Annotated in this window: 11 protein-coding genes and 1 pseudogene; 3 read left to right on the top strand and 9 right to left on the bottom strand. The window is 59.3% G+C overall.

What is annotated here, in order from left to right; all coding sequences use genetic code 11:
• Window positions 1-8: 8 nt before the first annotated feature.
• A pseudogene (gene istA, locus PE061_RS13570) lies at window positions 9-989 on the bottom strand (IS21 family transposase); the annotation flags it as partial.
• A gap of 115 nt (window positions 990-1,104) precedes the next feature.
• Here istA and PE061_RS13565 point away from each other — a divergent pair.
• Window positions 1,105-1,671, top strand: a complete 567-nt coding sequence (locus tag PE061_RS13565; RefSeq protein WP_271255811.1) for a lasso peptide biosynthesis B2 protein — start codon at window positions 1,105-1,107, stop codon at window positions 1,669-1,671.
• A gap of 504 nt (window positions 1,672-2,175) precedes the next feature.
• On the opposite strand, the gene PE061_RS13560 is transcribed toward PE061_RS13565, so the two are convergent.
• Genes PE061_RS13560 through PE061_RS13530 form a run of 7 tightly spaced genes read right to left on the bottom strand, consistent with a single transcriptional unit; the run spans window position 2,176 to window position 11,158 of the window.
• Window positions 2,176-3,165, bottom strand: coding sequence for an FAD:protein FMN transferase (locus tag PE061_RS13560; RefSeq protein WP_271255810.1), 990 nt, complete (start codon window positions 3,163-3,165; stop codon window positions 2,176-2,178).
• A gap of 3 nt (window positions 3,166-3,168) precedes the next feature.
• Window positions 3,169-3,720 carry a nitrous oxide reductase accessory protein NosL gene (locus PE061_RS13555; protein WP_271255809.1) on the bottom strand — a complete coding sequence of 184 codons (552 nt, stop codon included), beginning with the start codon at window positions 3,718-3,720 and terminating at the stop codon, window positions 3,169-3,171.
• Entirely contained in the window at window positions 3,717-4,544 is an 828-nt protein-coding gene (locus PE061_RS13550; protein WP_271255808.1) for an ABC transporter permease, read from the bottom strand. The genes PE061_RS13555 and PE061_RS13550 overlap by 4 nt, the downstream gene beginning before the upstream one ends.
• A complete protein-coding gene (locus PE061_RS13545) occupies window positions 4,541-5,443 on the bottom strand; it encodes an ABC transporter ATP-binding protein (RefSeq protein WP_271255807.1) in 903 nt (300 codons plus the stop codon). The genes PE061_RS13550 and PE061_RS13545 overlap by 4 nt, the downstream gene beginning before the upstream one ends.
• Window positions 5,440-6,819 carry a nitrous oxide reductase family maturation protein NosD gene (locus PE061_RS13540; RefSeq protein WP_271255806.1) on the bottom strand — a complete coding sequence of 460 codons (1,380 nt, stop codon included), beginning with the start codon at window positions 6,817-6,819 and terminating at the stop codon, window positions 5,440-5,442. Before PE061_RS13540 ends, PE061_RS13545 begins: the two co-directional genes overlap by 4 nt.
• A gap of 3 nt (window positions 6,820-6,822) precedes the next feature.
• Window positions 6,823-8,739 (bottom strand): TAT-dependent nitrous-oxide reductase, encoded by a 1,917-nt coding sequence (nosZ, locus tag PE061_RS13535; protein ID WP_271255805.1) that lies wholly within the window; start codon window positions 8,737-8,739, stop codon window positions 6,823-6,825.
• On the bottom strand, window positions 8,726-11,158 hold the full coding sequence (locus tag PE061_RS13530; protein WP_271255804.1) for a NosR/NirI family protein: 2,433 nt from the start codon (window positions 11,156-11,158) through the stop codon (window positions 8,726-8,728). Before PE061_RS13530 ends, nosZ begins: the two co-directional genes overlap by 14 nt.
• A 72-nt stretch (window positions 11,159-11,230) precedes the next feature.
• Between PE061_RS13530 and PE061_RS13525 the strand changes: the two genes are divergently transcribed.
• Window positions 11,231-12,163 carry a ferritin-like domain-containing protein gene (locus PE061_RS13525; RefSeq protein WP_271255803.1) on the top strand — a complete coding sequence of 311 codons (933 nt, stop codon included), beginning with the start codon at window positions 11,231-11,233 and terminating at the stop codon, window positions 12,161-12,163.
• A gap of 141 nt (window positions 12,164-12,304) precedes the next feature.
• Window positions 12,305-12,745, top strand: a complete 441-nt coding sequence (locus PE061_RS13520) for a pseudoazurin (protein ID WP_271255802.1) — start codon at window positions 12,305-12,307, stop codon at window positions 12,743-12,745.
• A gap of 480 nt (window positions 12,746-13,225) precedes the next feature.
• Here the strand turns inward: PE061_RS13520 and PE061_RS13515 are convergent.
• Window positions 13,226-14,586, bottom strand: a protein-coding gene (locus PE061_RS13515) for an IS3 family transposase (RefSeq protein WP_271255801.1) whose coding sequence is annotated in 2 segments (ribosomal slippage) — window positions 13,226-14,241 and window positions 14,241-14,586 — 1,362 coding nt in all. Because the reading frame shifts where the segments join, the coding sequence is not laid out codon by codon here.
• Between the last annotated feature and the right edge of the window lie 21 nt (window positions 14,587-14,607).

Here is a 14,607-nt window from a genome sequence, read left to right as displayed (position 1 = left end):
ACCGGGGGAAGATCAGTGCCGGTGACGGCATGCTCGCTCTCATGGAAGCCGTCGAACGGTGCCAGGATCGGCTGCAGGGCCGGTCGCTCCATATCCAGCGCCTCGGCGACGGTAATATCCCCGCGTTCGGGATGGGCATGATGCTCGGCCCAGCGCCGGCACTCGGCCTCCAGCCACCCGTTGAGCTCGGCCAGGCTGGCGAACCGGAGTCGCGGCTGGAAGAAGCGGCCTCGGATCGTCTGGACCTGCTGCTCGACCTGGCCCTTCTCCCATCCCGCCGCCGGCGAGCAGGCGGTCGGCTCGACCATGTAATGATCGGTCATGATCAGGAAGCGGCGGTTGAACACACGCTCCTTGCCGGTGAACACGGCCGTCACCGCCGTCTTCATATTATCGTAGATACCGCGTCGCGGCACACCGCCGAAGAACGCGAACGCCCGGGCATGGGCATCGAACAGCATCTCCTGGCCCTCGCGCGGATAGGCCCGGACATAGGGTGCGCGCGAGTCGCAGAGACGCATATGCGCCACCTTCACCCGCATCGGCTTGCCGGCGATCTCCACATCCTCGTGGCTCCAGTCGAACTGGTAGGCCTCACCCGGCTGGAAGGTCATCGGGATGAACGCCGGTGCGCCTTCGCCAGCATCCTTCCGCCGCGCAGCACGCCAGCGCGCCGCATAGCGGCGCACCGCATCATAGGATCCATCGAACCCCTCGCGCACCAGCAGGTCATGGATACGCGTCATCCGTAGCCGATCGCGGCGGCCGCGACCTTCGTTCTCCTCAAGCAGCGCATCGAGACGATCCTGATAAGGACCGATCCGCGGCAGCGGCTGGACTTTGCGCTGATAGTTGAACGCCGCCTCCGGCGACCGGATCGCTTTGCGGACGACCTTCCGCGACAAACGAAGGTCACGAGCGATCGCCTTGATCGCCTTACCCGCTGCATGCTCACGCCGAATCCGAACCACTGTCTCCACGATCAACATCCCGTTCTCGCCAACTGATCAAAACCAGTCGGCCGACTAAATCCCCGGGATGAAGGGGTCCTTTTTGCACGCCGATCACCCCACGAAGGGGGTGCCTATTGCACGCTGATCCTCAATGAAGCGGGACAAGGCGGATTTCCTGTTTTCGCCGCAACGGGACGAGTCGTACCGAACCAGCAAGGCATCTGCTCAGCTTTGGCGCGCCGGGCTGCTTGCCGATGATCCGCTTTCGTCGGCAGCGGCGCATCTGACGACGTGTCAGACTGCGACGACTGCGATTGATCAGACCGCCTTGCGCGGCCCGCTCTGGGATCTGCCGCGCGTGCTCGCCTGCAAGGCTCTCGCAAAGCAAGCTCTCGCCCGCCACCCGCTAAAAGCCATCATGGCGAGGCGGCGAGCACAGCGATTGCGATGGAGCCGGCGTGCAGGAGACGAGGCCGGATTGCTGAAAAAGGCGGCACGCTTTGCGGCCGCACGGCCGCTGGTGTCGGGCGTCGATCGGTGCATGTCCGATTCGCTGGCATTGCTGTTCTACCTCGGAAAGGCCGACGCGGCGGCTGACTGGGTGTTCGGCGTCACGGCGCCATTCTTTTCGGCGCACTGTTGGGTAAACGTGGAAGCGTGGCTGCGTTCATGGCGCGCATACGCGGTGGGCGCGGCCCCAACGGTCCCGCTGGTGTAATCGACCTGAAATGACATTCAGCCCGCGCGTTGCCCCATGTCCCGCAAGCGCTCGTATTGGGAGCTTTTCCGAGGATCGGCGTCCTCCAAGCCTTGCAGCCAGAAGGCGAACCAGTCGAGGTTGCGTCCGTACACGGCCAAACGGTGTGTGGGCTGCTATTTCACGTGGCATTCGTCGGGATAGACGATCAGCTCCAGAGTACGGCCCGCATCAACAGGCTGCTGTACCGTCTGGCGCCACGAACCGGCCTGATCGACACCTCGGTGAATCCAGACGAAGCCACATCGGCTGGCGATCGACCAGCTTGGCCGATCGCCATCTGTCAGATTAGCGTGATATGGGTGCACCGCCTACTTTGGAAGGAACAACAACTTGGTTCCCTTCGCTCAAGACGCCCCCCCAAGGAAAGTTTCGAGCTTGACGCCAAGCTTGCGCGCGTCGGCGTCAAGCTCACCCAGCCTTCAGCTACGAGACAAGCTGCGGGCCAATCCCAGCGCCAAACATCTAGGCAAGATGCAGGTGTCGGCCATCATGCCTAACAAGATGCACCTCTGTATCCGGCAGGGTAGTGAGAAGCCCAGAAATACGTTCGACCGTGAGGAAGCCAAAGGCAGTCGAAAGTGCATCGGCAGTCGCCGCTTCGGGAGCCACTATACTCACGCTGCCATATAAGCTCTCGGATGCGCCACTTCGCGGATGCAGCAGGTGGGAGGGTGACCCGGGACCCCCGAAGCGAAAGCCATTCGGGCTCGATGTCGCAATGGCCCGGTCCACCAGCGGGTACCCTTCTACGGGCCCGGTATCCAGGTCATTGATGCCGACCCGCCATGGCGTACCATCGCTACGCATACCCACGGCGCGAACTTCGCCCATGTTCACAATGGTGCTGGTGATGCCATTCTCGCGCAGCAGATCGACGATCCGGTCAGTTATGTATCCCTGAGCGATGCCGTTGAGCGTGAGCGCCATGCCGCGCTGCGCGAAAGCAATGCGATCGTGGTTGAAGATGACACGGTCGAAACCGATCAGGTCGAGTGCAGACTCGATTTTCTGGCGCGAAGGGCCAGCGGGGTCCGAAGCGGCAATGGAGAAATACTGGGCATAGGCCTGCCAAAGCGGTTGTACTGTCGGATCGAACAGGCCGCCGGTCAAATCCCAGACCGTGCGGCTTTTCTCAAGTAACGTCACGAGCTCCGGGGGCGGGGTGATCAGCACGCCGAGCCGATTGAGTGTGCTCAGAGCCGAGTGCTGCTGATAGAGGCTGAATATGCTTTCCAGGCGCGCGATCTCTGCCGCGACCTGCATGACAAGTCGCTCGGCCTCTGCGCGGTCGCGATGATGCAGAATCAGCTCTGTCGGAGCGCCGAAGGCACGACCATGCCAGCGGACAGTCTGTGAATGAGGCTGGGCGACCCGTCCGAAAGGGAGTAGCGCCAATCCTGCGGCGGCGGCAGAAATGCCGATAAACCGGCGGCGCGTGGAGGTAGAAACCATGGCTTAGTGCCCCGTATGATCTTGCGGCAATGTGGCGGGATCAACAGGCGCGTTCTCACCACTGAGTGCATAGTCGGCGGGGATATCCGAAAAGCGGACCACCTTGCCGCCGTGCGTACCGGCAAAATCGCGCGCGGCGGCCTCGGTCGAGAATGGCACTGTTTCAGCCGTACCCATTCCACCACGCCTCTGACTGCCAATGACGAAGAAAGCCTTTTTGGCGTCGATCCAATTATCGGCACCCGGTTGCTCCCAGCTTGGCGATGCAGCCATATCCGATACATAAATGGCTGCGATGTCCTTCGGCTCATCAGGTAGCATGGTGAAAGCAACCGCGTCGCGCACCGATGAGAACCAGATCGGCACGATGGCGCCGGTAAGGATGATCTGCCCCTTCGGGCCATCATGCTCCAGAATATCCATACCGCAATAGTGGCCCACCGCCTCCTCGGTAAGTGAGAAGGGGGCTGGCATTTTAGTACCATCTTCCGACGAACATCCGCTGAAAGCCGCCATAGCGACAGCGAAGGAAAGGCCTATAAGGATGCGCATCATAGCTCCCTTTTTGAAAAGACCAGCATAGCAGCGACGAGCGGCACGGCAGTCCACATGATGAGTGCCGCGATCAGTGCAGTGGGGCCGAGTGACGGGTGATTGGCAACATTGCCCATTCCGGACAGTGCGCCGACAGCGCCGCCGTCCAGATTCAGTAGCCGGTACACATCTGTGGGATTGAGGAGGAGAAGCGCATTGAGTATGCTCGGCGTGATTGCGTGACCCTGGTCGACGATAAGCAGGCCGAGGAGCGCCATGTCGTATATGAGAACGAATACAAGCCAGATACCGATGGAGATACCGGCGGCTGTACCACGTTCCCGGACAAGCGCACTGACGAGATAGCCTATTGCGAGGAACCCCGCGCCCAGGATAACCGAAGATCCGATAAGTGCGCTGAAAGCCGCCCAGCTCGCCGGGTCCACGGCCTCACCGACAACAGTCAGCATACCGGCAGCAGCGCCGTATCCGATGAGTGTGGCGAATGCAAGAATCGCCAGATGTCCGGCGAACTTGCCTGCAATGACCTGCCATCGGGCAAGTGGATAGCTAAGCAGCAAGAGCATCGCTCCGCGCTCGGCTTCCCCGATGATTGCATCATGCGAGAGAAGGAGAGCGATAAGCGGTACAAGAAACACGGATAGGCTGGACAGGCTGACGACGACGACGCGGAGGGGGCTGGCGCCAATACTCCCTGTAGGTGCGCTGCCGAGGAAGGCGAGCGTGAGAGCAAGAATGGCCAGCAGCAGGGTTGTGGCGAGCACCCAGCGATTGCGAAGCCCTTCGCGGATCTCCTTGAGCGCGATGATCAGTACGATCCTCATCGACAGTGCTCCTCATGGCCCTGAAAATGTGCATAGAGCTCGTCGAGAGGCGGCGGCGTGACGTCGATATCCGCAATCTCGGCACTGACAGCCGAGCGTAGCAGGGGTATCTTGTGCTCCGGCAAGGCATAGGTCTCAAACGTCCGGTCGTCGATGGCTCTCCAGCCTTCCGTACCGCTCGGCTTTCGCAGTGATACATCGCCGAGTTTAACGCGGATGCGTGTCGGCAATTGCGCTATGCGGCGCAGCTCATCAAGCGTGCCATTGGCGATCATGGCGCCTCGCCCCATGATGACGACGCGGTCGGCGCGACCTTCAAGCTCGCTTAGCGCATGTGAGCACAGAAGAATTGTCGCGCCGCTTGCACGTAATTCATCGAGGAACGCATAGAAGTCGTAGCGCAGCGCCGGGTCGAGGCCGGTTGTCGGCTCGTCGAGCAAGAGGACTTTAGGGTCCCCGAGTAGCGCCTGCGCCAGACCAAGACGTTGGCGCATCCCTTTTGAGTAGGTGCGCAAAGCCCGGTCCGCTGCCGCTGAAATTCCGACACGCTCCAGCAGCGGGTCGATCTGCATGCGCGGCGTTCGCTTGAGCGCGGCATAAAAACCGAGGGTTTCACGCCCCGTCAGTGAGGGGTTGAAGGCGAGGTTCTCCGGCAAATAGCCAAGGCGCGCCCGTACGGCAGGGTCGCCGGTCAAGGGATTCTCGCCAAGCACGCGCACGGTCCCTTCTGTCGGCCGGATCAGTCCAAGCATCAGTTTGATAAGGGTCGTTTTCCCCGCACCGTTGTGGCCGACCATGGCCACTGTTTCGCCCTCACCAAGCATCAGGGTCACGGATTTGACAGCCTCGATGATGCCGAAGGATTTTGAGACGCCATCAAGTGCGACGGTGGCATTCATAGCGGCTGTTCTCCAATCGGTGGTGGCGCCATCAGCGGCCGGCTATCTACGATGCCGCCGGGTAGGAGCGCCGGGAACTGCCGTTGCGCCCAGCGGATGACTTGCACTGCGGGGCTGTTGATCAGAATCTTGGCTTGCGGAGCGATCCACAGCACGTGATCGACGATTCCATTGGGGCGGTACGGAATATCGGCTATGCCGTCACCATTGAGGTCGAAGGCGGAGTTGTCGCTCCAGTAGTTTCCACGTCCTCCGGCTGACCAATCGAGATGGCGTGTACCGACATACTTCACCTGGTTACGATTCCGAACGAAGGCGTTGCCTGTCATGCGGTTGCGCTCCGAGCCGGCCGTAAAATGGATACCGATCGCACAATTCTCAAATCGGTTGTTCGAGAACTGATTGTGGTTTGCGCTGTAGATGAAGACGCACTTTTCCGGGCCGAGCCGCTGCGCCCCAGTGATCGGCAGGTTTGTGGCAGCTTCCGTGAAGGTGCCGTGCAGACCGCCGCGGCGGCCGGCGTTGATCCAGCGGGACACGGGCTGGAAGCGGCCGCGCACCACATTGCCGGTGATCATCGACCCGTTCGCGCTGTTGAGGAGAAGGCCGTAGTCGCGGTCGCCATCCGAGATGTTGTCGGTGATAACCAGCCTGTCTGAGTACATGATCGCATAGCCGGCCGAGTTTCCGGTGGAGATATTGCTGCTCAGAACGCTATCGTTGGTGTACATGTAGTGGATCGCGAAACGCAGGTGCGAGAAGCGATTCCTTGAAAAGACATTGTTGCGGCTGATGTTAGTGTAGATGCCGTCACGCCCGTGGCTGATATCGTTGCCGACTATTTGTGCGCCGGGTGCATTCCAAAGATGGACGCCGTTACCGGCCGCTGCTGTCCGGCCTTCGCGAATGCCGACGATACGATTGGCGCGTACCATCGAGTTGTCGGCGCCCTGGAGATAGACACCGTATAGATTGTCCAGGATCGCGTTGTTCTCGATCAGTGCACCTTTCGCGGACCTCGATACGTATATGCCGGAGTCAAAGGCGCCGATGTCTGTCCCCGAGCCCCTGACCTCAAGGCCGCGCACAATCGTGCCAACGGCCTCGAGCGTAATGACGCTACCGACACGCGAGCCGACGATTATCGTGCCGGGTTCGCCTTCGAGCGTCAGGGGCTTGGCAATGACGATCGGTCCGCTGTACTCTCCGCGACCAAGCCGGAGGGTGTCGCCCGCGGAGGCTGCATCTATGACAGCCTGCAGATTCACGGTGGCCCGCACGGAGATGATTCTCGTCTCTGCGCGGGCCGCAAGACCTGTGGCAGCGGCCAGAATAGCCGCTGCCATAACAATCACCGTTCTGACTGGAAAAGCCATCGCTCAAGCTGGCCTCGGCTCCACAAACATGCGGCCCTTCATCTCCATGTGCATGGCATGGCAGAACCAGGAGCAGTAGTACCAGTAGACGCCCGGCTTGTTGGCGATGAACGTAGCCGAGGCAGTCGCTTGGGGGGCGACCTCGAAGTTGAGGCCGTAGTTGATGATGCTGAAGCCGTGCGTCAGGTCCTCAACCTCGTCTATGTTCGTGATATATACCGTAACCTCGTCACCCTGCTTGACCGAGAAGCTCTCGAGACCGAAGGCTGGTGCGGTCGAGGTCATGTAGACTCGAACCTTGTTGCCATTGCGGATGACCTTGCTGTCGGCCATCAGGTCCACGCCGTCGGCTGCCGCCTGCTTTACGGCATCGGCGAAGAAGGGATCGGAACGATTCCATATGTGCACCGGGTTGACCTTGCTATGGTGCACGATGGTTGCATCATGCGGCTCAGCAAAGGTCGGATTGTCGTGTACGAGGACCATCTCGTCGCCCGAAATATCAATGAGCTGATCGTTCTCCGGCTTTAGTGGCCCAACATTGAGATAGCGATCCTTTGAGAACTTGTTAAGCGACAATAGCCATTTTCCGTCCGCCTCCTTGGTCTGGCCCATGGAGGTGTGATTGTGGCCAGGCTGATAGTGAACGTCGAGCTTCTGGCGGATGGGATCAACAGACTCGCCACGATAGGATCGAATGGCGTCCTGAATGCTCCATTTGCAGATCTGACTATCGATGAACAAGGTTGTGTAGGCATTGCCTTTGCCATCGAACGCAGTATGGAGTGGCCCAAGACCGAGCTCAGGCTCCGCGACGACAACGTCGCGCGGCTGGATTTTGTCATCGAACAGATCATCGAACTTGCGGACATCCATCACGGTAACCGTCGGCGACAGTTTGCCGTTGGCCACGATGTAGATACCATCGGGCGCGGTGTTCATGCCGTGCGGGCTATTGGCGACCGGAACGTAACGCGTGCAGGGCGAGCCTTTGCGCCCATCGACGACCTTGACGCCATTGATGGCCCGATAATCCCCCTTGGCGACGGCATCCTCGATACGCTTGAGATTGAAGATGACGACCCAATCCTGCTCATTCATGGACATTTCGGCAAGCGTGACCCCTTCCTCAGAATTGTAGCAGGTAGAGAAGGCATATTTGCCTTGGTAGTCCGCATCGACGTTATCCAAATTGCCATCGACAATCACTTGCCAGGCAATCTCCATCGTCTCGCCGTTCACCGCGGTGAAAATACTGTGGTATTTCTCCTTATCGTCGAGTACCGAGCCATCGTTGGGAACGGGCACGCGGTCCTCGCCGTTACAGAATACGTATCCGGTCTTGGGATACTTTTGAATGCGCAAACCGTGGACAGTATGCTGGTTCGGTAACTGGATGATCTTGTCGCATTTCATCACATCAAGACGAATTCTGCACACACGCGTATTTGCCTTGTCGTTCGCGAACAGATAGCGGCCATCATAAGTGCCGTCCGTGAAGGAGGGATGGGGGTGGTGCAGGTCGCCATTCAGATAGAGGCCACCCGTCGCTGCCATCAATTCCCTGTACTCAGGCAGCATTCCTTCACGCAGAATCTTGAGGCTTTCATTGGTCTGCCCCCAGCCAGTGGCGCTGCATCGGTTGAAAACCGGAATGCGCATCAGTTCACGCATTGAGGGCAGGCCGACTACGCGAACCTCGCCCGTCTGGCCGCTGGAGAAGAAAGTGTAATACTCATCCAATTCCCCCGGCTTCACCTCGAAGGCTCCGCGTGCAGTTTGCGACGCCGTTGGTCTCAGCGCACTATAACCAAATGTGAGTGCACCGGCCCCCGCGGCTCCTGCTGCGGCCGCGACGACTGCCGTCGTACCGAGTACGTTCCGTCGATTGATACCCTTGTTGTCTTCATTCTGAGACATGACCGTTCTCTCCTTCTGTTTGCAATGGTGCGGGGTTACCGCCAGCGTCCGATCTGGCGATGGGCACGCTCTTATGCATGATGACTGAAGACTTCGGACCGTCGCTCCGCATCGAGGGCGAGGACAACCGCGCATACTTCTCTCGTTTGAGCCGCACCTGGATCATGTGCGGACAGCGGTAATCATCGTTGTAGAGTTCCTGGCAGTGCATGCAGTAGATGCATTCGTTGACATTGATCTGCCCCTCCGGATGAATCGACTGGACCGGACACTCAACGGCGCAGCGTTGGCAGGGTGATCCGCACTCGGGCCAACGCTTGAGCCACTCGAACATGCGGATGCGGCCGGGAATGGCGAGCGCAGCGCCCAGCGGACAGAGATATCGGCAGTAGAAGCGCTCGATAAACAAGCCGACGACGAGCAGCCCTACGGCGAAGAGGACGAATGGCCATTCCCGAACGAAGTTGAGGATGATGGCGGTTTTGAAGGGCTCAACCTCGGCAAACACCTCGGCAAGCGCAAGTGAGTACAGAGAAAGACTGAAGAGACCGAGAAAGATCATGTATTTGATCGGCCACAGCCGCTCGTGTAACGCGAAGGGTACCTTGATCTGCGGTACTTTGAACCACCTGGCGAGGCTGTTTGTCAGTTCCTGCAATGCCCCGAACGGACACAGCCATCCGCAGAATGGACCTCTTCCCCAGAAGAGGAGCCCTGCAGCGATCGCCGCCCAGAGGATGAAGATGAGAGGTGCAGCGAGAAAGAACTCCCAATGGAAGCCGGTGATGAAGGCATTGGTGAAGGTCAGGACGTTGACAACCGAAAGCTGAGCATTTGCGTACCAGCCAAGCCAAATCAGGACGAAGCAGAGATAGGCCCGGCGCGTCCATGTGAAGAGAACCGGCCGCCGGACCAGCGAATTCTGGAAGAAGAAGATCGCGGTAAGCGCCAGCAGTGCGACGATCGTAATGCCGATGGATACTGCATTCATCCGCCAGACCGTCATCCAGAGCGGCTCGGCTTCCGCAGCCTCATCTGAAGGTTCGGCCGTCTCTGCTGGCGTTGCGGCAGAGGAAGCAAGCTGGCCTGTCAGGTAACGGGCCGGCAGCGAATAGCCGAGATCAAAGGCGAGCGTCGCCCGCTCGCGCGCACTCCAGCCACGCAATACAAGAAGCTGCAGCTCCCACGGTGCCGTAACATCAAAGGAGAAGTCTTGCGGTATGGTGAACAGTGCAATCTCGTTCAATTGTGGCACGCCCGTCGCCACGAAGCTCGCAAGACGGGTGTGCTCCCGATCGCGAAAGCGCACGCCCTGGCCGTCCTGGATGAGCTCGATGCGGTCAAAAATACCGCCGCGGACGTAGCCGGAGCCCTTGAAGGAATAGGCTCCCCTGCCGGCAACCACGATCGCGTGCCTGTCAGGCCCGAGCCGTGCCTGCAAACGTTCAAACCCCTCCTTGCCGAGCAGGCTCATGCCGATTTCAGGCACACTGACCGGCGCTACGAAGAGTTCGATGAAGCGATCGTCGGGATTCTGGCTCTCAGACCGCCCTGCCGCCAGTGCTTTACCGGCACGCTGGAAGGCGTTCGTCACCTCACCGACGGTCATCTGTAAACTGCGTATCGATCCGTCGCCGATGAGTTCTTCCCAGCTACGAAGCTCTCTCTTTGAGAGGTCGAGCTTGGGGCGCTCGGCGAGCGCAGGCGCAGCTTCTGCCGATGTTACGCCGCCAAGTCTTCCGCTACGGATCAACCGTACTGCTGAACGCACCACGCTGTCACCTATGACGAGCACGGTCACCGTCGCGCCGCTTACAATATCCACCTGCGGCGGTCGCTCGCCGCCAGCCGCGACACGGCCGATGTCGCAGTCGATGAGAGTATTGAGTGACGCAATCACGCGCTGCTCGGGAATACCGATCAGAACAATCGGCTCATGATGCTCGACCATCTTGAGCCCGCGCAGCACACCCCGCGTATCTATCCCAACCACGATCCGTATCGGCTTGCCCGAGTAGCCTATAGCGCTGGTGAAATCGGAATTGAGATAGGCGTAGCCCTCAAGTTCCTTGCCGCGCCAAACCGGGACAATCGCTGGCTCTCCGACCGGGTTACCAAAGCGGTCTGCGCCGGTGAACAGCTCGTTGGGCTGAACCTTTGGAAGATACTCTGCAAGTCGTGAGGTCGTGCTGAGAGTTTGCCCGGCCAGCGGTGGTGTGATCAGGAACACCAGGAGCGAAGTGAGCAGGAACCAGCGGATTGCGACCGGAAGGCGTGCAAGTCCACCGACGAACGGGATGCTCCCGGCCTTGCCTCCGCCTGGATGATGGTGTCGGGAGCAATGACGGCCAATCACGAAGCGGTCTTTCGCAAGCGGGTTGCTCAATACCGCTGACGATAAGTAATATTTTAAATGCATATTTGATCTACCGCAAACCAAACGGCGATTTCAGATGGAAGACTACCGACGTCGGCCATGGGAAATCGTTGCGTGCCAAAGCTCAAAGGCGGATCTTTCGGATCCGTGGAAACGATGGAGGAGCTTTTCGCGGTCGCAGCGGCGATGGAGCGGGAGGCGATCGCCGGCTATTCGCAGCTTGCTCAGCATATGCGGGACGAGAACCAGCCGGAGCTGGCTGCGACGTTTGAGCACCTCGTCGCCGAGGAAACCCGGCACCTCAACGACGTTTCGCACCTGGCGCTACAGATAACCGGGAAGACGCCGGCATTCGACGACAAAGGTGCCGCCGCTGTGGCGCCCGAGCTTTTTGCGTTCTATCGGGCTTTCTCGGCCGCTGCGCGTAACGACGAAGATGACGATGACGCTGCCACTGTGGCGCCCGAGCTTGTTACGTCTTATCGAGCCTTATCAACCGCCGTACATAACGAAGAACGTGCTTTCGCGTTCTGGACTTATGTCGCCGCCGGCAGCACCTCGCGAGAGCTGTGCGATGCGGCGGAACAGATGGCACGCGAGGAACTTCAACATGTCGCAACGCTGCGGCGGGAGCGGCGACGTGCTTTTCACAGGCAGCGTGCATCGCTTCTTGCAACGACCAACTGGACGCTTGCTTCGCTTGAGCAACAGTTCGCGAACCTCGTCGATGGTGTCGTATCCGAACTTGAGAGCTCCGAGATGAGGGAAAGTCTCATCGGTTGCGCTGCAGAGGCGCGCACGCGTGCCGGTCAACTCCGTGAAACGCCACTCGGTAACACGCCCCTGCTCAACCACGTGCAAGGGCTGATGACCGCCCGACTGCGCCCGATATGTGAATTGCTGCTCGATTGCTATCTCGACCTGGGTGATCACGCATCTTCCGAAGCGGCGCGCGCACGCGCCCAAGTCTACGCTGCGCAGATGCTCGAGTGCATCTCGGCCGTGCAAGAGATAGCGCGCAGCACATCCCCAGGTGGCGCGAGATGAAGACGACTGCGCACCATGTTTTGGCCAAGTACAAATCGCGGCGGCTCAATGTTGGCGCTGGGCGAACTTAGCCCTCAAGCCGTCAGCACGGGCGCATGTCAACCGTACAAAAAGCAAAGTCAGAAAGAGAAGGACAAAAGCATGAAGTCGATCCTTGCTGCATCTGCCATCGCGCTGCTGATGGTGGGCTCTTATGGGGCCACGGCTGCCGAACACGAGGTCCGTATGCTCAATAAGGGAAAGAAAGGTGCAATGGTGTTTGAACCCGACTTTGTCCGGGCCGCTCCTGGCGACACGATCCACTTCGTTGCCACGGACAAGACGCACAATGCCGAGACCATAAAGGGAATGCTTCCCGCGGGGGCAGGAGCCTTCAGGAGCAAGACCAGTGAGAACTTTACTGTCACGCTGACCAAAGAGGGTGTCTACGGCATCAAATGTACCCCTCACTACACCATGGGAATGGTCATGCTGGTCGTGGTCGGCAAGCCCGTCAATCTGGAAGCCGCAAGGGAAGTTCGCCATCCCGGCTTGGCAAGGGGCAGGTTTGAAACCATCTTTAAGAATCTGGTTCGAAATTAAATTGAGTAGTATCAGATGGTGAGCCTGAAGGTTACCGTGATCGTTGATCCTGTAATTTTGCTACAGAACAAAAGGAAATCAATGACATAGATCTGGCCTTTTCCCCAAAAGTGGTCCAATTTTTGAATTCAGGTCAGGAGCGTATTGAAAACCGTGAGCTCAGTGAGCGACTAGCGCAGTCTATGGGCGGACTTATGCCTTATCCTGGTAGCGCGGATCACTCCCAAGCGTAGTTGACATCGTTCTGTTGCATTCTCCAAATCATCGACTTTGGGGGGTGATGACATGAGAACGCCCGCACTGGCTGCTTATTGCGCTCATCCCCATACCGGCACGGTCCTGCGACGCCGATCTACAGAGGCGGACCGGATACATGCAGAAATTTCAATAGCTTGATACGAGTCTGTGTCCGTCGTCAGAACATTTGGCGCAACTCGCGGCGTAAATTAGCGGAGCGCGGGCCTCGTCTGGGGGCTGATATTAGGCGGCGAGCTTGCGGTGCAGCAAGCGCCGATGTTCGATGGTCTGTCGTTTGATCCTTTCGCGCTGTTTGATGATGGCAGGTGCCCTGCCGAAGTAGGCGTCGGCTGGCGTCACGTTGCCGAGGCTTTCATGGTATCGGCGGTGATTATAGTGGTCGATGAAGGCCTCGATCTGGGCCTCCAGATCGCCGGGCAGGAAGTAATTTTCCAACAGGATGCGGTTCTTGAGGGTCTGGTGCCAGCGTTCGATCTTGCCCTGGGTCTGAGGATGCATCGGGGCACCGCGGACATGGCTCATGCCGTTGGCGCCGATCCATTCGGCCAGCTCTTCAGCGATATAACTGGGACCATTATCGCTGAGCAGCTTCGGTTTTTGCACGACCCTGGCCGAAGAACAACCCGAGGCTTCGAGCGCCAGCTCCAGCGTGTCGGTGACGTCCTCGGCACGCATGGTGGTGCACAGCTTCCAAGCGATGACGTAACGGGAGAAGTCGTCGAGCACGGTCGACAGATACACCCAGCCCCACCCGATGATCTTGAAGTAGGTGAAGTCGGTCTGCCACATCTCGTTCGGCCGTGTCGTCTTCGTGTGGAACGCATCGGCCGCCTTGATCACGATGAAGGCCGGGCTGGTGATCAGGTCATGGGCCTTCAACAGACGGTAGACCGTGGCTTCCGACACGAAGTAGCGCTTCTCGTCGGTGAAGCGCACCGCGAGCTCGCGGGGTGACAGATCGGTTGTATCCAACGCCATGTCGATGATTTGCTGCTGGATATCATCGCCGATGCGGTTCCACACTCGGCTTGGAGCCGATGGCCGATCCTCCAGTGCCTCCGGGCCGCCCTCGAGGTAACGGTCGTACCAGCGGTAGAAGGTTCTGCGCGGGATACCGAGCTGGTCCAGCGTGCGTTTAGCCGGCAGGTGCGATTGCTCGACGATCCTGAGGATCTCCAGCTTCTCGGATGCGGGATACCTCATTCGCCGCCTTCCCCATCCGCGATCATGCTTTTTTTGAGCAGACGGTTCTCCAGCGTCAGATCGGCGACGCATTCCTTCAGCGCACGGGCTTCGCGGCGCAGGTCATGCACCTCGCCGGTGGTCGCGGCACGGGCGGTGTCGCCCGCCAAGCGCCGCTTGCCCGCTTCCATGAACTCCTTCGACCAGGTATAGTACAGGCTCTGCGCTATGCCTTCCTTGCGGCACAGCTCGGCGATGCTGTCCTCGCCGCGCAGCCCTTCCAGTACGATCCGGATCTTGTCCTCTGCTGAGAAGTGCCGGCGTGTCGCGCGCCGGATATCCTTCACCACCCGTTCCGCAGGGGGCTTGGCCGATTTTTTCAAGGAGGATTTGGGCTTCATCTTCGTTCCTTCGTCACTACG

This window comes from Sphingosinicella microcystinivorans (assembly GCF_027941835.1).
In the GTDB taxonomy this organism is placed as follows: Bacteria; Pseudomonadota; Alphaproteobacteria; order Sphingomonadales; family Sphingomonadaceae; genus Sphingosinicella.
This window is presented reverse-complemented; position numbering and strand designations above follow the sequence as displayed.